This is a genomic window from Vibrio sp. 1-Bac 57 (assembly GCF_037546855.1).
Classification (GTDB): Bacteria; Pseudomonadota; Gammaproteobacteria; order Enterobacterales; family Psychromonadaceae; genus Psychromonas.
In genome coordinates, this window is sequence record NZ_JALAAC010000009.1 from 43077 (window position 1) to 65555 (window position 22479).

At 37.4% G+C, this 22479-nt stretch carries 22 protein-coding genes; 12 read left to right on the plus strand and 10 right to left on the minus strand.

Going from position 1 to position 22479, the window contains the following annotated elements; translation table 11 throughout:
• Positions 1–286: 286 nt before the first annotated feature.
• Positions 287–1216, plus strand: coding sequence for an LpxL/LpxP family Kdo(2)-lipid IV(A) lauroyl/palmitoleoyl acyltransferase (gene lpxL, locus MT391_RS07945; RefSeq protein WP_499497471.1), 930 nt, complete (start codon positions 287–289; stop codon positions 1214–1216).
• A 157-nt stretch (positions 1217–1373) separates the two neighbouring features.
• Here lpxL and glnE read toward each other — a convergent pair whose 3' ends face one another.
• The gene (gene glnE, locus MT391_RS07950) at positions 1374–4223 is read right to left on the minus strand and encodes a bifunctional [glutamate--ammonia ligase]-adenylyl-L-tyrosine phosphorylase/[glutamate--ammonia-ligase] adenylyltransferase (protein ID WP_499497473.1); all 2850 of its coding nucleotides are present in this window, start codon (positions 4221–4223) and stop codon (positions 1374–1376) included.
• 452 nt (positions 4224–4675) lie between these two features.
• Here glnE and MT391_RS07955 point away from each other — a divergent pair, with 452 nt between their 5' ends.
• The 4 genes from MT391_RS07955 (at position 4676) to MT391_RS07970 (ending at position 6898) form a co-directional block, all read left to right on the plus strand.
• Positions 4676–5089, plus strand: coding sequence for a YjfI family protein (locus MT391_RS07955; RefSeq protein ID WP_166368818.1), 414 nt, complete (start codon positions 4676–4678; stop codon positions 5087–5089).
• A 14-nt stretch (positions 5090–5103) separates the two neighbouring features.
• Positions 5104–5787 (plus strand): PspA/IM30 family protein, encoded by a 684-nt coding sequence (locus MT391_RS07960; protein WP_166368820.1) that lies wholly within the window; start codon positions 5104–5106, stop codon positions 5785–5787.
• Between the two features lie 119 nt (positions 5788–5906).
• The gene (locus tag MT391_RS07965; RefSeq protein ID WP_499497474.1) at positions 5907–6554 is read left to right on the plus strand and encodes a hypothetical protein; all 648 of its coding nucleotides are present in this window, start codon (positions 5907–5909) and stop codon (positions 6552–6554) included.
• Between the two features lie 2 nt (positions 6555–6556).
• A complete protein-coding gene (locus MT391_RS07970; protein ID WP_166368824.1) occupies positions 6557–6898 on the plus strand; it encodes a hypothetical protein in 342 nt (113 codons plus the stop codon).
• Between the two features lie 171 nt (positions 6899–7069).
• Here the strand turns inward: MT391_RS07970 and MT391_RS07975 are convergent, their stop codons facing one another.
• Together MT391_RS07975 and MT391_RS07980 are read right to left on the minus strand one after the other, a co-directional pair.
• Entirely contained in the window at positions 7070–8215 is a 1146-nt protein-coding gene (locus MT391_RS07975; RefSeq protein ID WP_499497476.1) for a methyl-accepting chemotaxis protein, read from the minus strand.
• Positions 8216–8531: 316 nt separating this feature from the next.
• Complete coding sequence (locus MT391_RS07980; RefSeq protein ID WP_499497477.1) at positions 8532–10043, minus strand: CYTH and CHAD domain-containing protein; 1512 nt, start codon at positions 10041–10043, stop codon at positions 8532–8534.
• A 179-nt stretch (positions 10044–10222) separates the two neighbouring features.
• Between MT391_RS07980 and MT391_RS07985 the strand changes: the two genes are divergently transcribed.
• The 3 genes from MT391_RS07985 (at position 10223) to MT391_RS07995 (ending at position 12906) form a co-directional block, all read left to right on the plus strand.
• Positions 10223–10903 (plus strand): TIGR00153 family protein, encoded by a 681-nt coding sequence (locus MT391_RS07985; RefSeq protein ID WP_166368830.1) that lies wholly within the window; start codon positions 10223–10225, stop codon positions 10901–10903.
• A gap of 15 nt (positions 10904–10918) precedes the next feature.
• Positions 10919–12184 carry an inorganic phosphate transporter gene (locus MT391_RS07990; RefSeq protein ID WP_499497479.1) on the plus strand — a complete coding sequence of 422 codons (1266 nt, stop codon included), beginning with the start codon at positions 10919–10921 and terminating at the stop codon, positions 12182–12184.
• A 122-nt stretch (positions 12185–12306) separates the two neighbouring features.
• Positions 12307–12906 carry a TIGR04211 family SH3 domain-containing protein gene (locus MT391_RS07995; protein ID WP_299663693.1) on the plus strand — a complete coding sequence of 200 codons (600 nt, stop codon included), beginning with the start codon at positions 12307–12309 and terminating at the stop codon, positions 12904–12906.
• Positions 12907–13121: 215 nt separating this feature from the next.
• On the opposite strand, the gene MT391_RS08000 is transcribed toward MT391_RS07995, so the two are convergent.
• Positions 13122–13919: a general secretion pathway protein GspB gene (locus tag MT391_RS08000; protein WP_499497481.1), complete on the minus strand. Its 798-nt coding sequence runs from the start codon at positions 13917–13919 to the stop codon at positions 13122–13124.
• 7 nt (positions 13920–13926) lie between these two features.
• Entirely contained in the window at positions 13927–15633 is a 1707-nt protein-coding gene (locus tag MT391_RS08005; protein WP_499497483.1) for an ExeA family protein, read from the minus strand.
• A gap of 258 nt (positions 15634–15891) precedes the next feature.
• Here MT391_RS08005 and MT391_RS08010 point away from each other — a divergent pair, with 258 nt between their 5' ends.
• On the plus strand, positions 15892–17121 hold the full coding sequence (locus tag MT391_RS08010) for a multifunctional CCA addition/repair protein (RefSeq protein ID WP_499497485.1): 1230 nt from the start codon (positions 15892–15894) through the stop codon (positions 17119–17121).
• Positions 17122–17209: 88 nt separating this feature from the next.
• Here MT391_RS08010 and MT391_RS08015 read toward each other — a convergent pair whose 3' ends face one another.
• The 3 genes from MT391_RS08015 to folB are packed head-to-tail and all read right to left on the minus strand — an operon-like array spanning position 17210 to position 18883.
• Positions 17210–18007 carry an undecaprenyl-diphosphate phosphatase gene (locus MT391_RS08015; RefSeq protein ID WP_166368842.1) on the minus strand — a complete coding sequence of 266 codons (798 nt, stop codon included), beginning with the start codon at positions 18005–18007 and terminating at the stop codon, positions 17210–17212.
• Between the two features lie 34 nt (positions 18008–18041).
• Entirely contained in the window at positions 18042–18530 is a 489-nt protein-coding gene (gene folK / locus MT391_RS08020; protein ID WP_166368844.1) for a 2-amino-4-hydroxy-6-hydroxymethyldihydropteridine diphosphokinase, read from the minus strand.
• Positions 18530–18883, minus strand: coding sequence for a dihydroneopterin aldolase (folB, locus tag MT391_RS08025; RefSeq protein WP_166368846.1), 354 nt, complete (start codon positions 18881–18883; stop codon positions 18530–18532). The genes folK and folB overlap by 1 nt, the downstream gene beginning before the upstream one ends.
• Positions 18884–19052: 169 nt before the next feature.
• On the opposite strand from folB, the gene plsY reads away from it, so the two are divergent.
• From plsY to gloA, 3 genes are all read left to right on the plus strand, one after another.
• On the plus strand, positions 19053–19649 hold the full coding sequence (gene plsY, locus MT391_RS08030; protein WP_299663682.1) for a glycerol-3-phosphate 1-O-acyltransferase PlsY: 597 nt from the start codon (positions 19053–19055) through the stop codon (positions 19647–19649).
• Between the two features lie 104 nt (positions 19650–19753).
• The gene (locus MT391_RS08035) at positions 19754–20182 is read left to right on the plus strand and encodes a c-type cytochrome (RefSeq protein WP_166368850.1); all 429 of its coding nucleotides are present in this window, start codon (positions 19754–19756) and stop codon (positions 20180–20182) included.
• An 84-nt stretch (positions 20183–20266) separates the two neighbouring features.
• Positions 20267–20683: a lactoylglutathione lyase gene (gene gloA, locus MT391_RS08040; RefSeq protein ID WP_166368852.1), complete on the plus strand. Its 417-nt coding sequence runs from the start codon at positions 20267–20269 to the stop codon at positions 20681–20683.
• Positions 20684–20774: 91 nt separating this feature from the next.
• Here the strand turns inward: gloA and trpS are convergent, their stop codons facing one another.
• Complete coding sequence (gene trpS / locus MT391_RS08045; RefSeq protein WP_166368854.1) at positions 20775–21776, minus strand: tryptophan--tRNA ligase; 1002 nt, start codon at positions 21774–21776, stop codon at positions 20775–20777.
• A 21-nt stretch (positions 21777–21797) separates the two neighbouring features.
• Complete coding sequence (locus MT391_RS08050; protein WP_166368856.1) at positions 21798–22469, minus strand: phosphoglycolate phosphatase; 672 nt, start codon at positions 22467–22469, stop codon at positions 21798–21800.
• Positions 22470–22479 lie beyond the last annotated feature (10 nt).

A 22479-nucleotide genomic window follows, 5' to 3' on the forward strand; every position in this document is an offset into this window, starting at 1 on the left:
GTATATATCAATTAGACTAGACACTGTTGATATTTTAAGGTTGTTTTTGAAGCGATTAAGCCACTGTGAGGTAATCACTCTTTATCGATAAGCGATAACGGCATCATTACAAAAAAGTAGAAATGCCTAAAAGTATTTCAACATTTTTAGCTAACAGCCTATTAAGTTTAGCCTTGAACAAAAGTAATAATAAAAGAGCAATCAACACAATAAGATTCAAAGACATAATAGGTATTTCTAATATTATTCGTTAGAATCATACCTCCCCGATAGCAGAGAGCAGTTTATGGATATATACAAATTAAAATCTAGCTTTATTCACCCAAGATATTGGTTAGCTTGGCTAGGGATCTTAATTCTCTTTTTATCGTCATTATTACCTTATTCAACAATATTAAATATTGGTAAATACTTAGGGCGACTAGCGATCCCTTTTGCTAAAAAACGTTTTCATACTGCACGTCGTAATATTGAATTATGCTTTCCTGAACTGACACCGGAACAAGTTGATCAGAAAGTAAAAGCGAACTTCGAAAATACGGGTATTGCTTTATTAGAAATGGGCATGGCTTGGTTTTGGCCAAGTTGGCGTGTACGTGGTTTACTAAGTGTGCGAGGCATTGAACATCTACAACAAGCCACCCGACAAGGCAACGGTATTATCTTTTTAGGTGCACATTTTTTAACTTTAGAGATGGGCGCGCGTGCATTAGGCTTGATTCACCCAAGTTATGCGGTGTATAGAAAAAATAGTAACGAAGTTTTAGATTATTGGTTCTACTGGGGACGTATGCGCGAGCATAAAGCGATGCTAGATCGCAAAGATTTTAAAGCGATGTTACGTGTATTAAAAACCGGACAAGCATTATGGTACGCACCCGACCATGATTATGGGCGACACAAAAGCAGTATATTTGCACCATTTTTCGATGTAGAGAGCGCTAACACAGTGTCTGGCACAAGTACTTTAGCGCGTGTTAAAGATAGTGTTGTTATTCCTGTGTTTTTAAAGCGTCTGCCTGGTTCAGAGGGCTATGAATTAATTTTTTATGAAGCGTTAAGTGATTTTCCAAGCCAGGATTTAAAGGCTGACACCACTTATACTAACCAACAGATAGAGCGCATGGTTAGTGAATGTGATGATCAATATATGTGGCTACACCGTCGCTTTAAGACCCGCCCAGAGGGAGAACCTTCGGTGTACCAATATCACTAATAAAGTTTGATTTAATGTGCATTAAAAACACAAACAAAGGCGAGTTGCGTTACAAAGCAGTCTCGCCTTTATTTTTATACCTCTTAGTTTGCCGACTCCGCTGCATCTTGATTTATTTAAAAACATTAGCGGAGCCTAAGCTAGGAACTGACTCAGTCTAAAAAAGCTGTTCCCATACTGCAATTACAGCATTACGGTCTTCAACTAACTGATCTGCCTGTGTAATGCGTTTCTTTTTACCCAAGCTTAAACGATGGGCGGCATCTCGAATATGACAGTAGGCATCAATCAATTGTTTTGCTTGCCGCTCAGTTAATAACCCAAGCTGCTCGCAAGCAGCAAAAATACGCAAATTATCCGACCACTCTGTTAAGCGCTCAGGGAATTCGTTGGCATGAGCTAGCACCAGGTACTGTGCAATAAACTCAATATCGACCATTCCCCCTGGAGACTGCTTAAGATCAAACTCCTGACTTTCAGCACGATTCAAGTGATCCCGCATTTTAGCGCGCATCTCCGATACGTCTTTTTTTAATAACTGTTGGTCTCGCGTTTGACTTAATATTTCTGCCCGTATTTGCGTAAACTCTTTTTGCATAATGCTATCAATAAATACTGGACGGGTGCGAACTAAAGCTTGATGCTCCCATGTCCATGCGTTTTCTTTTAAGTAGCGATGAAACCCAGCCATACCTGCGACAAGTGGCCCAGAATCACCCGATGGGCGTAAACGCATATCTATTTCATACAGAATGCCAGAGTTAGTACGCGAGCTAAATAGGTGAATAATACGTTGTGCTAAACGGAAATAAAATAACTGATTATCGATGCTACGAGTACCATTGGTTACACCTGATATATTAGTATCATGTAGAAATACCACATCGAGATCAGACTCATAACCAAGCTCTAAACCGCCCATTTTACCATAGCCGATCACCGCAAAACCTTTACGGTCAGTGCTCGCAACATTACTCGGTATACCAAATTTTTCAGTAATTTGAGCCCAAGCTATTTGTACCACATACTCAAGAATAGCCTCGCTTAAACAAGTTAAATGATCACTTACCTGAGGTAATTTAATACCCTTTGTAATATCGGCGGTGGCAATATGTAAAAATTGCATCTGTTTAAATTGACGCAACGCTTCCATTTGCTGCTCCATATCCTCTTCAGGAATACGTAGCATAAACTGCTGTAACTCGCTTCTATAATTACTTAACTCCGTTGGATGGTAGAGTTTTTGAGGGTCTAACAACTCATCGAGTAAAATAGGGTGACGAGCTAACTGCGCGGAGACTCGAGGACTAGCTGAACATAATTTTAATAGCTGATTTAGTGCCCCCTCATTTTCATTCAATAACTCCAAATAAGCGGTACGGCGCATAATATTTAAAATCAGATGATGAATACGCTCAAAAAGACTGTCCGGATGAGAAAAGGCACAAGTTAAAGCAATAATTCTTGGTAATAATTTATCAATTGTTGCTTGTCCTCGTGGGCCAATCGGACGGCGACTAATATCTTCTTTTAAAGAAACAATCATTTTTGAAAATGCAACAACCTGCTTATCGGCTTTGCTGCTTGGTTTAATATGTTTACTTAAAATAGGTTCAATTTCTTCACTAGAAAGCTGCAACTCCCACAATTCAACAAACTCTTCCTGCGGTTCATTTTGTTGCTCCTCAGATTCCCCAATAACCCAGTTGAATTCCTTGTGTACGTTTTCCATTACTTGATTTAAGCGCGTATAAAAACTTTCCCAGTCTTCAAATTTCATTACTTTAATTAAGCGTAGCTTATCTAATTCGTTATTCGGTAATGTCTGCGTTTGCTGGTCGCCAATTTGCTGCAATACATTTTCTACTGCGCGTAAAAAATGATATGAATCCAATAAACAAGTAACTCTATCCGCCGGTAAGACCTCTGTTTCTGCAATTACTTTTAAAGTTTGTTGTAACCCTTTGCATTGTAGTTGCAAATCCCTTCCACCATGAATAAGTTGAAAAGCTTGTGCAACAAATTCAATTTCACGGATCCCGCCCATACCCAATTTAATATTATCTTTCAAACCTTTACGGCGTACTTCAGCACTGATCATTGCTTTCATTTTTCGTAATGACTCAATGGCACTAAAATCAATATAACGTCTAAACACAAAGGGCCTAAGCATTCCTTCGAGCTCTTGCTTGTAAATCCCTTCCTTACCTAAAACACGCGCCTTAACCATCGCATAACGTTCCCATTCTCGACCATGAGTTTGGTAATAATCTTCAATAGAGTTAAAGGTTGTCACTAATGGCCCAGACTCACCAAAAGGACGTAAACGCATATCTACACGGTATACAAAACCATCAACGGTTATTTGGTGTAGTGCAGCAATTAAACGCTGCCCTAATTTAGTAAAAAATGCAGAGTTTTCAATAACGCGTCGCCCGCCTTCGGTTTGGCCGCGTTCAGGATAAGAAAAGATAAGATCAATATCAGAAGAGAAGTTGAGTTCTTTACCACCTAACTTACCCATGGCAAAAACATACATTGTTTGTTGCTCACCGGACTCTCCGATTGGCGTACCTTGCTCTTGGCATTGCAACTGATATAACCAATTTAAGCTTTGTAAAATTAACTGATCTGCTAATAACGAAATGTGGATAAAGCTTTCCTGCAAAGTACTTAGATTTAAGAGCTCTCGCCAAGCAATGACCACCATATGCTTACGCCTAAAAAAACGTAATGTTTGGTGTAATTGCGCTTCATTCTCAGTCTCTGACAGAGCGGTTTTTAGCTCTATTATCAATTGCTCAGTGCGATCGGTTGTGGTTAATAAGTTACTTTCAAATAAGCAGGGAATAAGAGTTGGCTGCTTTATTAAAGACTCTGCAACAAAATCACTTAATGCAAAAACGTCATATAATTGCTGAGAGTGATCATCACTTAAGCTCGATAAATCAAAACGTTCACCAAGTTGTTGCATATATTTTTGTGCTACTTCATTTAATAAAGACATACATTGCTCACAATAAGATTCGATAGTTGAGGAAGGCGCTACTCTTATAGAGTTTACCTTCCTTAAAATAAAAAGTGAGGTAAAAAAGCATCATAAGCAGATCCCTAGTCTTAAATGCATGATCCTACGCACAGAATAAAATATTACTAATGACGCACTAAGCACCACTAAAATCAGTCATGACACACAAGAATAACAAACCTGCTCTACATTTTTACAATGATGGTCATTGAAAAGTAATTTTGAAGCACCATTATTATGAGACTAGCAACAATTTAAAACCGATAAGTAGCTGACTAAGATAGTGACAACGAGTAGACTTTAATAACAGCATTCACACCGAGTTAAGTAAAACGACGAAAATAAACGCAGAAATCCATTGACATATAATGGCTTGGCTACTAAATTAATACTCACATGACATTTAATGTCAAACACGGTTAAGGAACACGATGAATATTCATACTATTGCTACCCATTTAAATAAATTAGCAGACGATACCGAAACGGGCTTCAATTTTGACTGTACGCCAATCAATGGTGAAATAGATGTACTACAAGTAGAAATTATTGACCGCGAAGAGATCCCCATTTTTGTTTCTATCAGTGATAACCAAATTTTATGTATTGCCTACTTATGGGGTGAAGATGAAATTAAATCAGAACTTAAAGCAAATATGATGGAAGCAATGTTAGAAATGAACATTCCTATGCCGCTTTCCTCTTTTGCTAAAGTCGAAGACAAATATGTTGTCTTTGGCGCGCTATCAATCAACTCAAGCTTAGAAGATATAGAGCTTGAATTAGTCACTCTCAGCGATAACAGCCTTGAAGTGATCAGTGAAATGGATAGCTACTTAAATTAATTCGGAGTTTAAAAATGAACATATTTAGAAAAATAATCACTGCAGTACGCGGTGGTGCAACAGAAGCTGGTGAAGCAATTGTAGATGCTAACTCGACTAGAATTTTTGCTCAAGAAATTCGTGACTCAGAAAAACATATCACAATTGCCAAGCGTGATTTGACTTCAGTGATGGCTAAACAAATGCAAACAGCTCGTGAATTAGCGCAATTACAAGCCAGCATCAAAGAGCATGAAGGTTATGCAATGCAAGCGCTAAACCAAGGCAATGAAGCATTAGCTATTGAAGTTGCTGAAAAAATAGCAGAACTTGAAAGTAATGCAGCAGATCAACAACAAGCAAATGAAAGCTTCTTAAATAGCATTGATCGCTTAAAAGAATTGATTAAAAAGAGTGAACGTAAGTTAACTGAATACAAACGCCAGTTGACCATGGTAAAAACCACAGAGAGTGTACAAAAAGCAACATCTGCAATCTCAGATAACTTTACTGCAAGCAACTCTAAATTATTAAATGCCAAAGATTCACTAGAACGAATCAAACAAAAACAAGCAATGTTTGATGATAAACTGCAAGCAGCAGAGCAATTAGCCTCTGAAAACTCAGACCAATCATTAAAAAATAAACTGCAAGATGCAGGTATTGGGGCTCAACAAAATAGTGCACAATCGGTATTAGATCGTTTAAAAAATAAATAAATTTTATTTTGAAACATCACTAATACGGTTACTATAACAATAAAGCACGACTTGCTTAGGCAGTCGTGTTTTTTTGCATCTAGCTAACGCTTACATCACATATTTGCTAAAGGATATTTATGCGTTTTTTAAAATCGTTATTTAGTAAACAAGCAACAACACCAACACGTGCTTTGAATCAACCAGATCAGCTATTAATCGGTGATATTTTTTGTTTCGATGATAGTTTTGCATTACCTGAAGTAATGCGTAAGCAACAGCTACAAGTTAACGATGTCATTACCATTGAATTTAAACATCAACATTATGTACAATTGATTGCGCAAGGTAGTAATCAAAAATTGGTTTATCTGAGTTTTCCTAAAAACCCTAAAAATCTTATACAGTGCAGCCTATTATTAACTCGTGCTGAAGTAGAAGCTTTATTTGATATGGATGCTTTTTCTGATATTTTTAATGCTCCTGGCAACGCACGTTTAACACCGACAGCAAAACAACACACTTATGCAGATATGTTAGCCACGGAATATATCCAGCAAGACTTTTCAACATCTGGCTACATTCATCAAGCCGATTATCGGGACAGTAAACCACCACAATATTCTGATCAGGAACATGGTCAAGAATTTGAATATTATTCACTTGAAGGCAATGAAGGTTTACGTAAGATAGAAATCTTTATTTTTGAGAATGGTGATACCGATGTATATTTATCAAGCTTGCGCCCTGCAAGTGATATTGCAGAATTATGGATCAAAGGAGAATAAACATGCCAATTGGTGAATTACCTAAAAAATGGCAGCAATCAGCAAAAGTTGTCAAAGCAGTGCAAATCGCTTTCGATATGGATAGCAAGCTGCAATATAGCATTCGCCGTAGCGCATTAGATGAAGGGATCAGCCCTTCAGAAAAGATCAGAGACTTATTAGAATTAACCACACACAAAAAGCCTAAACGCCCACGTTTAACAGTGAGTTTAAGTGCAGAAGATTATATGCAACTAGGGCAACGCTATAATATTTCATCTGAAAACCAATTAGATATTAAAAAGTGTGTGATCGAGGAGTTAACTAAATTTGCTTCTAACAGTGAATATTTTAAAGAAAAATAAATACAATACTCTTTACCAATCAAAAGGCTTTAGCTACTTGAATGGTAAAGGGTACATCACTACAGAGTAACAATGCTTGTTGGCAAGACCACCGGTTATAGATTTATAACGAGTGACTTTACGCTAAAAATAGAGTTGTCTACAAATAGCCCTATAAAGTATCTAGCAATATTAAACTTTGGTTAAAAGCACCGTATAACCATAAATTTCATCGGTCATATCAGTTACTTCTTTCAATACAACCACAGAGCCTTCTACTGTTTCTTTCACTTGTACCAAACTATTATTGATTTCTTCAGCAACTGTTGCCTGATCCTTAGCAGCAGAGGCTATTTGATAATTTAACTCAGAAATATGACTTACTTTACCAACGATGTCTGAAAGTTTAATACCCGCTTTGGTCACTTCTTTCACGCCAATTTCTGCTTCTTTAACACTACTATCCATTAAACCAACGGCTTGTTGCGCACTCTTTTGTAACTGTTCAATCATTGCTTGGATTTCAACTGTCGCATCTTGTGTGCGTTTAGCAAGGCTACGCACTTCATCAGCCACCACTGCAAAACCGCGTCCATATTCACCCGCGCGTGCAGCTTCAATCGCTGCATTTAAGGCTAATAAGTTGGTTTGGTCAGAAATACTGCGAATAGTATCGACTACACTGCCAATGCTCTCAACCTTACTTTCTACGTTATTAACGGCAATCGCTGAATCATCAATATTTTTAGACAATGAATTGATGGAAGTGATCGTCGCATCAACAGCACTGCGGCCTTCTTCAGCGACATTTGTCGCTTCCAAAGTAGAAGTTGAGGCACTTTCTGCATTACCTTCTACTTCTTTTACGGCAGTCGTCATTTGATTCATCGCCGTCGCTAGTAACTCTATTTGCTCAAACTCTTCGGCTACAGATTCATTAATAACTTCCATGCAGGCACCAAATTGCTCAGTCACTTCATGTAATTGAGTCAAAGTACTAGCTGTACTTTCACCATACTTTGTAGCTTCGGCGATCTGATCATTAGCAACGAGATAAAGCTGAGAGAATGCACCTTCTAATTGCTCTGGTTTTGAGGTGGTAGGGTCTTGAAGGTATCGTTGCAAAACGGCGAGTTGCTTATGATTACAGTGATGTTGCCATACCACGACTAAAACTAATAAAAATACAACAATAAAGGTAGCCACTAAATTAACCACAAAAAACTGATTAATCACTAATATAAACAGTGCACCAAGGAAAAATAGAATAATACCTTTGGTCAGAGGAGATGTATTAACTAATTGTTTTTCTAAGCTATTTAACTGTACTTGTGGCATATATTAACTCAATTCAATAAAAGGAAAATAAAGAGGAATAGTAATCTATCGACTGTCATCGAGAAATATTAGTTGAAATATTATTAAAATCTACTCAATTATAGTTAAAACCAACACATTTGTGATTATTTACCTACTCTTGACTTCTTATTGCGCATAATTGAAATATAAACAGAAAATTTGTATCTATTTCATACAAAAAGACATGGTTTTGAAAAGCACTGAGCGAAGCAATAACTATTTATTGCTTCGCTCAGTTAACCTAAAAATTAAAGAAGGTAATAATGGGAGTCCTTCAAGTTACCTTGAACTCGGGTTAATTATCAGGATCAATCCAATACATTTCGTTTAATAGTGCACGCTGTTTAGACTGCTCAATCGCGCTTAATAAAGAATATTGCTTACGCTTAACCCATTTAAGATATTCATTTTTCGCTTCGCTGTTTTCTTCATCAAGAGCTAACTCATATATAGTATCAAGCATCGATAACTCATGAATCCCCTGATAAATATCTAACCATGGATAACAATACTCAGCAATTCGTTCCGTGCTAAATAAATTACCAAAGCTAAACCCAGTCATTAAGTTTGCCGCTAGCAATCCTTGGTGTGCGAGTAGTTTATCAATACTTAATAAGGGTTCAGAAGATAATGCTATTTTTAATTTAGACCACCCATCGGTTAACGCGGTATCAGAAAATGAAAGTAATGATACTGGCGGCGCATCAGTTTGTGGTGTTTTTTCAAGCTGAATTAACCATTCTGTTAATCCTAAAACAAAGTGGCAATAGCGAGAACTGTGCAACATATTAAAAATATCTTCTTCACTCGGCAGCGCCTGATCAGCTAAGTGTAGTTTTTTCTGTAATTGCTTTAATCTCGGTAATTTTCGAATATAGTAAGCTTTATTCTCTAATAAATTTCTAAAAACTAAACGTTCATCTACCCATGAAAAGCTTCTAGCAAGCCATTGTAGGTCTTCAATCCAAGCACAACCGACAAAAGAAACGCCTGCTTCCTTAAAAAGATGAATATTTTGATGTAAAAACATAATACTTTTTTGCAACTCAACTAAGGCGCTAAAATCACCTCCTTCAAGGTAGCAATTTTCATGATACTGCAAATGTTTTAAACCATGTTGAAAATTTACTGACATCGCTTCTTGTAAATTCATATCATGATTTAAAGTAGAAAAGTCGATTGGTTTAACGACAAAATCAACCCCTTCTGTGAGCATATATCCACGTTGAGCTTTACTTACATTACCTAAACGTACCTGCGGTAATGAGGCAATATCTTGTCCTAAAACAAATAATTTAGATTCATCACCTTTCACTAATTCTAATTCGATTTCACAAATATCAGCTTCGCCTTGCGTCGCAATAATTTTTCCACAATCATAAGCGACTTCAATTAACGTCCCATCTGGCATTTCCAACAACCAATGTAAACGTTTGAAATCAGTACTAAATAAAGGAGATAACTGTGCTTGCAATTGATTTATATTACAATCTTCTGGCCAAATTTTACTGTTAAAGCGGGACAGTTCTGGTTGCAACCCCTCTATTGGTTCATTGTACTCAGGTCGTTGATGCAACCCCCCTATCACTCGACCAGAGGTTTTAATCGTTTGCGTACATTGGTCATCAATTCGACGTACTCTTAATCCCATATCCATGGTTCTTAGTGCACGCAGAGGCGTCTCAAAATAAACGTTGTATAGCATTTGGTTTTTATGAGAAATAACCGTGTATTGACTTATTTTAGCCAATAGTTCATCGGCAAAATGCGCATTAAAAAAGAACTTAATTTCTATCTCTGTTTCCATAATTTATACCTAAAATAGCCCTTCATTTAATAACCAAGATCATTTTTAATCGTAAAATTTTCTCAATTATACTAAATTGATGTTCTATTGTGTGCAAAAGAAAGTTAACATGCGCCGCATATTAGATGTTCTATTTGATCATTATGTGGTTACCAAACCATCAAAAATTAAGGTGAATCATGCCAGTTAATTCGATATTTGGAGTGTTTGCAAAATCTCCAATCAAACCGATCCAATTACACATGGACAAAGTTGCGACTTGTAGCGAATTGCTACTTCCATTTTTTGAAGCATGTTCAAAAAATGATTGGGTAGAAGCAGGAGTTGTGAGAAAGCAAATATCTCAATATGAGAAACAAGCCGATGAGCTGAAACGTGAATTACGTTTAACGCTGCCAAAGGGTTTGTTTATGCCTATTGACCGCGCTGATTTATTAGAGCTAGTTAATCGACAAGATAAAATTGCCAATACAGCAAAAGACATTGCTGGGCGTACTTTTGGGCGCCAATTACAGATCCCTAGTGAAATCTTCGTTGATTTTATGGCTTATGTACAACGTAGCCTAGATGCGATACAGCAAGCAAAAAATGCGATTAATGGGCTAGATGAATTACTTGAAGCGGGCTTTAAAGGTCGTGAAGTGGATATCGTCACTAAAATGATAGAAGTACTTGAAACGATTGAAGATGATACAGATTCATTGCAAATTAAACTTCGTCGTAACTTATTAGCCATTGAAGATAATTACAAACCTGTAGATGTCATGTTTTTATATAAAATTCTCGAATGGGTAGGTAGTCTTGCCGATCACTCAGAATTAATCGGCACCCAGTTAGAACTTATTCTAGCTAGATCGTAGCTCTAAGGACTTTTTATGGAAATTTTAAACACATACGGCAGCATGTTAGTTATATTTGCTGGTGCGGTAGGCTTTTTAATGGCTTGGGGCATCGGGGCAAATGATGTTGCTAATGCAATGGGTACCTCTGTTGGTTCAAAAGCGCTAACCATTAAACAAGCAATAATCATTGCAATGATTTTTGAATTTGCTGGTGCTTACCTAGCAGGCGGAGAAGTAACCTCGACAATCCGTAAAGGGATCATTGATGTCGCTTACTTTATTGACCAACCCGAGTTGCTCGTATTTGGTATGACAGCTGCGCTATTAGCCGCAGGTTTATGGCTAATTATAGCTTCTTACTTCGGCTGGCCAGTATCAACAACGCACTCTATCGTTGGTGCTATTGTTGGCTTTTCTGCTGTTGGTGTCGGTGTTGATAGTGTAACTTGGAGTAAAGTGGTCGGTATTATCGGTAGTTGGATAATCACTCCGCTGATTTCAGGGATTATTGCTTATTTCATTTTTATGAGTTCGCAAAAGCTAATATTTAATACCAAAGATCCTATTGCTAATGCAAAACGTTTTGTTCCTTTTTATATGTTTTTGGCTGGTTTTATCCTGTCATTAGTGACGATTACCAAAGGCCTTAAACATGTTGGGTTACATGTTAGTATTATCGAAGCAATAGTTTCTGCAGTGATCATTGGTTTCCTAGTGGCAATAACTGGCAAATTCTTTGTTAATCGCGTTAAAATTGATCCACAAGCTGATAAACATATGCACTTTGCTAATGTTGAAAAAATATTTGCGGTATTGATGATTGTAACGGCATGTGCGATGGCATTTGCACATGGTTCAAATGATGTTGCAAATGCTATTGGACCTCTTGCAGCGGTAGTAAGTATCGTTGAACATAATGGTCAAATTGCAGCAAAAGCAGAGCTTGCATGGTGGATTTTACCACTTGGTGGTGTTGGTATTGTATTGGGCCTTGCTATCTTTGGTAAGCGCGTGATGGCGACCATCGGCAATGGTATTACACATTTAACACCTAGCCGAGGTTTTGCCGCAGAATTAGCTGCTGCCTCAACGGTTGTAATTGCATCGGGTACCGGTTTACCTATTTCTACTACGCAAACTTTAGTTGGTGCAGTATTGGGTGTAGGTATGGCACGTGGTATCGCGGCATTAAACTTAGGCGTTGTTCGTAATATTGTAATCTCTTGGATAGTGACATTACCTATCGGTGCCGGCTTATCAATTGTATTTTTCTACATATTAAAGAGTATTTTTTCTTAATCGCCGCTCATTAAGTCATGTATTGATCGAAAAAAGAGAGCTTAGGCTCTCTTTTTACTTTTACTGAGCTTTAATAACTTTTAGAATGACCATTCAATTTATTTGCTAAAAAGGTATTTCTTTTGAAATCAATTAAGTTTTTCTTATGTTTGCTGTTCTCTTCAAGCAGTTTTGCAGCCACACAATATGTTAGTGATAATCTTTCAATTTATATGCATTCAGGTCCTAGTCTTGAGTACCGTATTATTGGTACGATCGAAGTCGGCACAGCGGTCAGCACTTTAAAATACAATAGCAAAACAAAATTCATGCAAGTCAAATCTTCGACTGGCAGAGTGGGTTGGGTAAAATCAGGTGAGATTCAAGAGCAACCTCCAGCAAAATCCTTATTACCTGAGCTACAAAAGAAGTATCAAGAAAGCCAAGACAAGTTAAAAACAATTAACGATGATAATAAACAAGCATTAACAGAAAGTGAGCAAGCTATTATCGATAAAGATAGTTTAATCGCTCAGCTTGATAGCGAAAAAAGAGCATTACGCGATACCATTGCTGATTTAGAAGAACGTAATATGGAATTAGATTTATTACAATCGACTAAAGATGAGCGCATTAAGATGGAATGGTTAATGTACGGCGGTAGTGTTTTATTCTTTGGTTTATTAATTGGCTTAATTATTCCGTTTTTACCGCGCCGTAAAAAACGTACTGATAATTGGTAATTCATAACTAATAATCGATAGCAGCTAATCATCACGCTTACTCTTAAAGGCATAAAGAGTAAGCGTTTTGCAGCTAACAAGTCATATCATAAAAACTAAAAGGTTTTAAAAGATAGTGTTTAAAAGTCACTGCAATATTTATTAGACTCTTTTTATTTTTTTATAACAAGTTTATTTAATATGTGGCCAATACTACGCATGAGAAACCAACCAATTTAACCTTTCCAATCCTTTAATGACTCTAGAGTAAAACGCTGTTTTCCTAAACGAAAGACACTCTGTTGAGGCATTATTTCTACCAGTTCAACCGCTCCAACATAATCACCCACTCGCATATCCACACCATTTATACGGATCCAACGATCATTGGCTTTAGTGGAATAAACATGGGAGTCATAACTCATCACAGGGACTTGATATTGGAACTGTGCGGACATTTGTGAAATATCTGACTCAAGAACAGGTTGGTCATTGGCAACTTGGTTCGGTATTGATTGCTGTCCTTGCTCAAGTTCAACAGCTAACGCAAAACGTTGCTGTAAATCACTTGGTACATCCGCTAGTGCAAGGCTATTTTCAACTTCATCACTTATTGGTGTAACAACCTCTAATTTCTCATTCTCTGTGTTTTTTTCTGCAGATATAAAAGTTTGCGTACTCGTCACTGGTACTTTTTTCTGTAACTTTGGTAAAGGTTTAGTTTTGAAATCGATTTCACTAACCGTATTAACAGGCTCTTTTACCTGCTTTGTCTGTGGCTGTTGTAATATTACAGGTGCAACTTGAAGACTAGTTGTTTGTGTAGGAGTTGCGGTCATGGTTACATTATTAGCATTTTCTATCACACGCTCTAGCGGTTTAAATAATAAGTATAAAACCAGCCCTAATAACAAGGCGATCACTAATAAAGCAGCAGCCACGACTAATTTCCAATTCTTATCCGTTGATTTATCTATCAGTAGCGTCTGGGGATGGTGCTTATTTTTTTCTAAAGCTTTTAATATCGTAGACATAATGATCCTATAACAACGATGGAATATTAGGTTCTGATTGTTGCACTAAGAACATCAAGGTACGTCGCCCTACAATGCCGTCAGCAACTAACCCATTATCATTTTGAAATTCAATTACTTGCTCCTTAAGCTTCCAATCAAAGCGCTGTTTATTAGCCACTGTCAGACCAGATAAATTATTTAATTGCGTGCTTAACCAAACAACTCGTTGACTTTTTTCACCAAACTTTAATGGCTTACTAATATCAAAGGGCGTTCTCCATAATAAAGTCAGGCCTCCATTCCAATACTCTTCTAACCATGCTTCGGATACGGATATTTTTTGCTTACCAATTAATACTTCATATTGCGCTTGATCTTGTTGCTGGGTTTTATAAAGCACCGCATATACAATATCTTGATCGCTAGCTAACTTAATCACAGCAGGATAATTTAACTGCTGTAGTTTTTGTAACGAAATATTATCAGAAAAGCATAACAATGAAGCAACTTCTCCCTGTTCACAGCTTGCATCGGCTAAATCAACTTGATAACCCCAAACCGCATATAGGGTTTGCAGCGCATTTGCAAAATAACCTTGGCTTAAGTCTAATTCAGGATAACTATCGAACCAGGTGAAAGTATCACTTTCTGAGTTGAGGTTATCTGTGATTGAAGATTGCAAGGGACTAACTTCTGAGTCTGTTTGCAACGGCTTTACTTTAACTTCTGCTACTTGCATTGATGGTGATGTAGGTGTAGATGAGTTAGAAAAACCGAGCTCACTAAGGGTTTCGATAGCTTGTTGAGGTTGATTAAAATGATGATATATTTTAGGTGCTTGCCAGACCGTGAACCCCGTTAATAGTAATAATAAAACAAAGCGCCAGAACAGCTTCACGGACTCAGTTGCATGACCATCATCTAGACTTAAATCAATTTCTTTTACCGCTAAATCGATCATTTTAGCCGTTACTTTAGGCGAACTTTGGCTATATGCACAGAGCATACTGCGATCACAAATAAGATTAATTAATCGTGGAATGCCTCGGCTATATTTAAATATACGTTTTAGTAATCGTGTTTCAAAAATAGGATAGCTTGCCCCCGCTACATTGAGGCGATGCTGTATATAATATTCACTTTCTTGCAAAGTCAGTGGCAACAAATGATAACGTGCAGTAATGCGTTGTGCTAATTGGCGTAATTGATTTTCTTTCAGTTTTTGTTGTAACTCCGTCTGTCCAATCAAAATAACTTGTAATGGTTTTTTATTGTTTGACTCAATATTAGTTAACAACCTTAATTGCTCTAGCACTGAGAAGCTCAAATGTTGTGCTTCATCAATCAACACAATTGCACTGCGTCCTTTCTCTAAATTGTGCAACATCCAACCACTGATCGCATCAAATAACGTTTTTAAGCTCGCTCTACTCTGTTCATATTCAATATTAAGTTGATCACAAATAGTAGCTAATAACTCAACTTCTGTTTGTGCAGGGTTCAGGATGAAAGCGATATCCGTTTCTGCAGGCATATCCTCTAATAGTGCTCGGCATACCGTGGTTTTACCTGTACCGACTTCTCCTGTTAATAAAACAAAACCACCATTGCCCTGTAAGCCATACATTAAGTGTGCAAGCGCTTCTTTATGGCGATCACTCAAAAATAAAAAGTCGGGATCCGGAGAAATTGAAAATGGTTGTTCTTTTAACGAAAAAAATTCTTGATACATTTTAAACCTTAAACAATGTGTTGAGCCCTATTGACGCAAGATCAGAGAGCTAGCTTGTCTTAATGAATATCATAAACGTTTTATAAAGCCATTACTGCTTCGACATTACTCAAGCTTAACAAGAGTTATATACCCGTTACCAATCGAGATGCTTTATTCAGCGAGATACCTGCTATTATTTTAGAAAGATGATGACAAGCTTCTGCATCTTCAGATAGTTTCAGTATAATAACCAAATAATTCATTAAGGGGGAAACTATGCGTGTATTTTTAGTTGGCGGCGCAGTTAGAGATCAACTATTAGGGCTCGAAGTTAAAGACCGTGACTTCGTGGTAATTAATAGTACCCCAGAGCACATGCTAGCACAGGGTTTCAATCAAGTAGGTAAAGACTTCCCAGTATTTTTACATCCTAAAACAGGAGAAGAATATGCACTGGCAAGAACAGAGCGCAAGCAAGGGATTGGTTATACAGGTTTTAGTTGTTACGCAGGTCAAGATGTCAGTTTAGAAGATGATCTCGCACGACGCGATCTCACGATCAATGCAATAGCTCAATCTACAGATCAACAATTAATTGACCCCTATGGTGGACAACAAGATTTAGAGAGAAAAATATTACGCCATATCAGTCCTGCATTTAGTGAAGATCCCTTAAGAGTATTACGGGTGGCTCGCTTCGCAGCACGTTTCGCTAAACTCGGTTTTAGTATCGCAGAAGAAACACTGCAATTAATGACGAATATTGCTGAAAGTGGTGAGCTACAGAGCTTAAGCCCAGAGCGAATTTGGACCGAAACAGAAAAAGCCTTACAAACCGATAGCCCACAAACATATTTTCAAGTGTTACGAGACTGTGGTGGTTTAGCGGCACTATTTCCTGAAGTTGATAACTTATATGGCGTCCCCGCTCCTAAACGCTGGCACCCAGAGATAGATACCGGAATTCATACCTTAATGGTGGTCGAGCAAGCGGCTCTACTCTCTGATTCTGTTGCCTTTCGGTTTGCTTGTTTAGTGCATGATTTAGGTAAAGCGTTAACTCCCAAGAGTGAATGGCCAAGTCATAAAGGTCATGGTATGAAAGGCTTATCAGTGATCAAAAAATTCTGTAAGCGCTTAAAAGTACCTAATGATTGTCGAGATTTGGCACTGTTAGTTAGCGAACACCACACCAATATCCACAGTGCTTTTGAATTAAGAGCAAGCACTATGGTTGGGATCATGGATAAATGTGATGCATGGCGTAAACCAGAACGATTCCAACAAATGTTACAATGTTGTGTTGCAGACTCAAAAGGACGCACCGGTTTTGAGCTATTACCTTATCCGACAGCCGATTATATGTGGCAAGCATTTCAACAAGCTCTAAAGGTTGATATCCAAGAGATTATCAAAGAAGGGTTTCAAGGGATGGAAATCAGGCACAAACTAAATGAACAGCGTATTCAGCAAGTACAAGCGTTCAAAGAGCAGCACTCACGTTAATTAAACCCGACTAAAGAACAGATAACGCAGTCTTTAGTCGGGGTTTAGTAAAAGTAAAAAGTTACCAAAAGTCGGCCTTTATTAAAAATCACGCTAATACATAAAATAAAGCAGCGCCTAATAATAAACGATAGATAACAAAAGGTAGCATACCGACCTTGTTCAGTAGTATTAAGAAAACATGAATGCATAAAATAGCACTAATAAATGATACACCTGCACCTAATAGTAGTGATGGCCAATCTACGTATTCATCGGATAAAATAAATTTTAATAAATCATAACCCGATGCCATAGAAATGATTGGAATTGACATTAAAAATGAAAAACGAGCCGCTGCATTACGTGTTAAACCTAACATCAAGCCAGCCGTAATAGTAATGCCTGAACGAGATGTACCAGGGATAAGTGCTAATGCTTGCGCAAAACCTAGAAAAATAGCCCCTTTTAATCCCGTTTGATATTCAGTTTTAACTTGTTTCGCTTTACTATCTGCCCACCACAGTAATAAACCGAATAAAATAGTGGTGACCGCTATCACGTAACCGCTACGCAAATACATTTCCACATAATCTTTGCCTAAAAAACCTATTACAGCAGCAGGAATGGTAGCAAGAATAATCCACCATGCTAACTTACTGTCTTGGCTATGATTTTTATTTTTAACTGAATCAACCCAAGCCACGGACATATTGGTCACTTCACGATAAAAATAGATAAGAACTGCCGCTAATGTGCCGATGTTTAATACTAAATCAAAGGCTAAGCCTTGATCTTGCCAGCCAAATAATACCGAAGGTAAAATTAAATGTGCTGAGCTAGAAATAGGTAAAAACTCAGTTAAACCTTGTATTAAGGCTAAGACTACAACTTCTAAAATACTCATTATGTTCTCATTTATTAAAATAGTGATGGTGCTATTAATCGAAAATAGGCGTGGTTACTTCCCATAATTTTTGTTTGTTTTTAGGGTACTGTGACCACAGCTGCTGATAGCTGATAGTCAATATAGGATGCTTTAAAGTAGGTGCTAGTTCAGCTAATGGCTGTAATACAAAGGCATTTTTAGTAATTTCAGCACGTGGGAGATCATTATTTGAGTCAACTTTTTGATCATATAATAATAAATCCAGATCTAAAGTTCTCGGTGCATATTTAATGGCTTTTTCTGGGCGTCCTAATTGTACTTCTATCCGTTTAAGAATTGTTATCACTTCTTTGACGGATAAATCGCTATTAAATTCAGCCACTAAATTATAAAAATTGCCACCGTCAAAGCCCACAGCTTCACTTTCATAAACAGTAGATAATTGCAGGTCTGAAAAATAGGTTTTTAATATTAAAACACCTTCACGAATATTTTCACCACGGTTGATACTTGAACCAATGCCAATAAAAATATGTGCCACTACTTACTGCCGCGTTCTATTTGCACACCTAAGCTTTGAGCATTAGCTAACGCACCAGGTTTATGCAACGTTAACTTAATCCATGGCACTGGAAATGATTGCATAATTAATGCCGCAACACGTTCAGCCATTGTTTCAATTAATTCAAACTGATTTTGCTGAGCAAACTGGGACACACATTCAGAGACACTGAAATAGTTCAGAGCAAGGTTGATATCGTCACTATCGGCAGCAGGACGGTTGTCAAAAGCCATTTCTAAATCAAAATACAGCTTTTGTTGTACTGACTTTTCCCAGCCATATACCCCAATCGTACTAATTACTTGTAGCTGTTTAATAAAAACAATATCCATTTTAAACCCCGTGATGTGTCTGTTTTTTAATCGCTGATGCTTTTTTTTATATCCCTTAACGCGTAAACTCGACACGTTAAATTAAATATTATAATAAGATACTCAAATTTTTATCTTGGTGTCTATTATAATGCGCCACATTTTACCTGATTGGGATTAAATAAGTACCATGATTATACTGGCTACACTTATTTTTAGCATATCTGCTTATTTTATTGGCGGGTTAAATGGCGCAATTTTATTATGTAAAATAAAAGGTTGGCCAGATCCTCGCTCACAGGGCTCGAAAAATCCTGGAGCAACTAATATCCTTCGCCTTCACAGTGCGCAAGCTGCCAGTTTAGTGTTCATTTTCGATCTTTTGAAAGGTGCTTTTCCTGTTTATTTTGCTTATTATCTGGGTATCCCACCTTTTGCTATCGGTTTTATTGGTATTGCGACTTGTTTAGGACATATTTTTCCACCTTATTTTGATTTTAAAGGGGGAAAAGGTGTAGCAACAGGATTAGGCATATTATTACCCTTAGGCATGGACATGACCGGATTAACACTAATTACTTGGCTAATAGTCGTTGCTCTGAGTGGCTACGCATCATTAGCGGCAATCATCACTGCTATTGCTGCTCCTGTCTTTGTCAATTATATTAAACCGGAGTTCACATTACCTGTTCTAATGTTGTCGTGTTTAATTATTGTTAGTCATATCAGTAATATTCGACGGCTACTGACCGGTAATGAAAAGAAAATAGTGAACTGGAAACAATAATATCCATAAAGAGATTGGTAGTTAATGGCAATCTCGTTATAATTAATACTTTAACAACAAGCTAACTTGAATATTAGTTTTTATTAACATTTACAGGAGTTCACGTGATCCTTATTAAACGTCTTAGCCTATTTATTGCTCTTTCATTGAGCCTATTTAGTGCACCAAGCTTTACACAAGATCTATCTGAAGAAGCGATTGCAAATCGTGTCGCCCCGATTGGTGACGTTTATATTGATGGTGAAATTGAAACTGCAAGTGCAGGGAACGATTCAAGTGAACCAGCAGGCCCTCGATCAGGTGAGAAAATTTACAATACATACTGTGTCGCATGTCATGCTACTGGTGCCGCTGGCGCACCTATCAAAGGTAACGCTGATGCATGGCAGCCTCGTGTTGCACAGGGTGAAGAAACTTTAATTACCCATGCAATACAAGGGTTTAATGCGATGCCTGCTCGAGGCACTTGTAGCGACTGTAGCGATGATGAAATCGCTTCAACAGTTAAGTTTTTAATTAAAGATTTATATTAATCAACTAATTAAACTGCTCCTTCAATAAAAAAGCGAATTGATATTCGCTTTTTTTGTTTTTATTTTATGAAAAGGAAATAGATTATGCGTTTATTGCACACTATGTTGCGTGTAGGTGATTTACAAAAGTCATTGGATTTCTATCAACAAGTATTGGATATGAAATTATTACGCCAATCCGAAAATGCTGAGTATAAATACACTCTTGCTTTCTTAGGTTACGGTGATGAGCTTAATACAACGGTTATCGAACTAACTTATAACTGGGGAACAGAGAGCTATGACTTAGGCAATGCTTACGGTCATATTGCTATCGAAACGGATGATATTTACCAAACTTGTGAAAAAATAAAAAGTTTAGGTGGTGTGATAACTCGTGAGCCTGGCCCAGTGAAAGGTGGTACAACAGTGATTGCATTCGTGAAAGACCCGGACGGTTATATGATTGAATTGATCAATAAAAAAGATGCAGGTAAAGGTTTGGGTGAATCCTCACTTTAAATTGCCATTTTTGACTAATTGAAAGCAAAAAGGCTGATTTTTAAATCAGCCTTTTATAACTATTAGCATTCAAGATATAAGCATTAGTCACTTATTTTGGTAAGAAACCCACTTTGTCATAAACTTTTGCAAGTGTTTCTGCGGCACGTTGACGTGCTTTTTCAGCGCCTACTCTTGCCATTGCTTGTAATGCCTGTTCATCTGCACGTAATGCTTTAAAACGTGATTGAATTGGCTCAAGTAATGTCACAACAGCATCCGCGGTATCAGATTTTAAATGCCCATACATTTTATCTTCATACTCCGGGATCAAGCTTTCTATACTTTTACCCGTAGAACATGACAGTAAGGTCAGTAGGTTAGACACGCCAGGTTTTTCAACTGTATCGAAATAGATACGTGCTTTTTCATCTGAGTCTGTTGCTGCACTTTTTATTTTTTTCATGATCTTTTTAGGATCTTCTAATAATGCAATAAAGTTCTTTTCATTATCATCGGACTTAGACATTTTTTTAGTCGGTTCTTGTAAACTCATAATGCGCGCTCCATGCTCTGGAATCGCAGGTTCAGGCACAACAAACGTATCGCCATAGGCATTATTAAAGCGGGAAGCAATATCTCGCGCTAGCTCAAGGTGTTGTTTTTGATCACTGCCTACAGGTACACTTTGTGGACCATATAAAAGAATATCCGCAGCCATTAATACAGGATAAGAGAATAATCCGGCAGTAATATTACTAACATTTCGCTGTGATTTTTCTTTGAATTGCGTCATGCGATTCAATTCACCCATTTGCGTATAGCAATTCAAAATCCATGCAAGCTCTGCATGCTCAGGGACTTGTGACTGAATAAACATAGTGCTTCTTTGTGGATCAATGCCCACTGCTTGGTACATTGCTAATCCATCATAGATAGCACTACGCAATGCTTTAGGGTCTTGACGTACAGTGATAGCATGCAAATCAACAAGGCAAAATAAGCAATCATGAGTTTCTTGCATAGCAACCCATTGACGTAGAGCGCCCATATAGTTGCCAATAGTTAAGCCACCTGAAGGCTGACAGCCACTTAATACAACTGGTTTAGTCATCTTTAATTTCCTTCATTACGTTTATAGTAATGTTAATAATTCATCGAAATGATTAATAATATAATCAGGGTTAATATCTGCGATGGGTTCACCATAGTTATAACCGTATGTTAGTGCGATTGTTTTTATCTTTGCATTTTGCCCAGCTAAAATATCATTACGTGAATCACCCACCATCACCGCTTGAGATAATGGTACATTAAAATATTCACAGGCATGGAATATTTGCATTGGGTCAGGTTTGTTTTTACTTAAGGTATCACCACCCAGTAGTAAATCAAAGCAACGATTAATCCCAAAGTAAGCCAGTAATTTAGGTAAAAATTGCTCCGCTTTGTTAGTGATTAACGCAATTTTGTAGCCTTTATCTTGGAGTGAAAATAAAGTGCTTCGAACCGCAGGATATAACCCAGATTCGGTATTTAAAAATTGCTGGTAATACTCTTCAAAAATAGACACTGCTTGGGTTAATTCAGCTTCAGAGCTTGCTTTACCTTGTACATGCAGCAAGCTACGCTCAACCATTTTAGGAATGCCATCACCAACCCACGTTTTAACCAATAGATCATTAACGTGAGGTAAAGCTAAGTCATCTAACATTGCATTTAATGCTAAACGTAAATCTGGCACACTGTTCACGAGAGTGCCATCAAGATCAAAGCAAATTATTTTAATATCAGTTAATTGAGACATAATAAAATTT

Bases quoted from the DNA above. Each gene is read 5' to 3' on its own strand.
- lpxL (WP_499497471.1), top strand. From the start codon at position 287: ATGGATATATACAAATTAAAATCTAGCTTTATTCACCCAAGATATTGG.
- glnE (WP_499497473.1), bottom strand. From the start codon at position 4,223: ATGTCTTTATTAAATGAAGTAGCACAAAAATATATGCAACAACTTGGT.
- MT391_RS07955 (WP_166368818.1), top strand. From the start codon at position 4,676: ATGAATATTCATACTATTGCTACCCATTTAAATAAATTAGCAGACGAT.
- MT391_RS07960 (WP_166368820.1), top strand. From the start codon at position 5,104: ATGAACATATTTAGAAAAATAATCACTGCAGTACGCGGTGGTGCAACA.
- MT391_RS07965 (WP_499497474.1), top strand. From the start codon at position 5,907: ATGCGTTTTTTAAAATCGTTATTTAGTAAACAAGCAACAACACCAACA.
- MT391_RS07970 (WP_166368824.1), top strand. From the start codon at position 6,557: ATGCCAATTGGTGAATTACCTAAAAAATGGCAGCAATCAGCAAAAGTT.
- MT391_RS07975 (WP_499497476.1), bottom strand. From the start codon at position 8,215: ATGCCACAAGTACAGTTAAATAGCTTAGAAAAACAATTAGTTAATACA.
- MT391_RS07980 (WP_499497477.1), bottom strand. From the start codon at position 10,043: ATGGAAACAGAGATAGAAATTAAGTTCTTTTTTAATGCGCATTTTGCC.
- MT391_RS07985 (WP_166368830.1), top strand. From the start codon at position 10,223: ATGCCAGTTAATTCGATATTTGGAGTGTTTGCAAAATCTCCAATCAAA.
- MT391_RS07990 (WP_499497479.1), top strand. From the start codon at position 10,919: ATGGAAATTTTAAACACATACGGCAGCATGTTAGTTATATTTGCTGGT.
- MT391_RS08000 (WP_499497481.1), bottom strand. From the start codon at position 13,919: ATGTCTACGATATTAAAAGCTTTAGAAAAAAATAAGCACCATCCCCAG.
- MT391_RS08005 (WP_499497483.1), bottom strand. From the start codon at position 15,633: ATGTATCAAGAATTTTTTTCGTTAAAAGAACAACCATTTTCAATTTCT.
- MT391_RS08010 (WP_499497485.1), top strand. From the start codon at position 15,892: ATGCGTGTATTTTTAGTTGGCGGCGCAGTTAGAGATCAACTATTAGGG.
- MT391_RS08015 (WP_166368842.1), bottom strand. From the start codon at position 18,007: ATGAGTATTTTAGAAGTTGTAGTCTTAGCCTTAATACAAGGTTTAACT.
- folB (WP_166368846.1), bottom strand. From the start codon at position 18,883: ATGGATATTGTTTTTATTAAACAGCTACAAGTAATTAGTACGATTGGG.
- plsY (WP_299663682.1), top strand. From the start codon at position 19,053: ATGATTATACTGGCTACACTTATTTTTAGCATATCTGCTTATTTTATT.
- gloA (WP_166368852.1), top strand. From the start codon at position 20,267: ATGCGTTTATTGCACACTATGTTGCGTGTAGGTGATTTACAAAAGTCA.
- trpS (WP_166368854.1), bottom strand. From the start codon at position 21,776: ATGACTAAACCAGTTGTATTAAGTGGCTGTCAGCCTTCAGGTGGCTTA.
- MT391_RS08050 (WP_166368856.1), bottom strand. From the start codon at position 22,469: ATGTCTCAATTAACTGATATTAAAATAATTTGCTTTGATCTTGATGGC.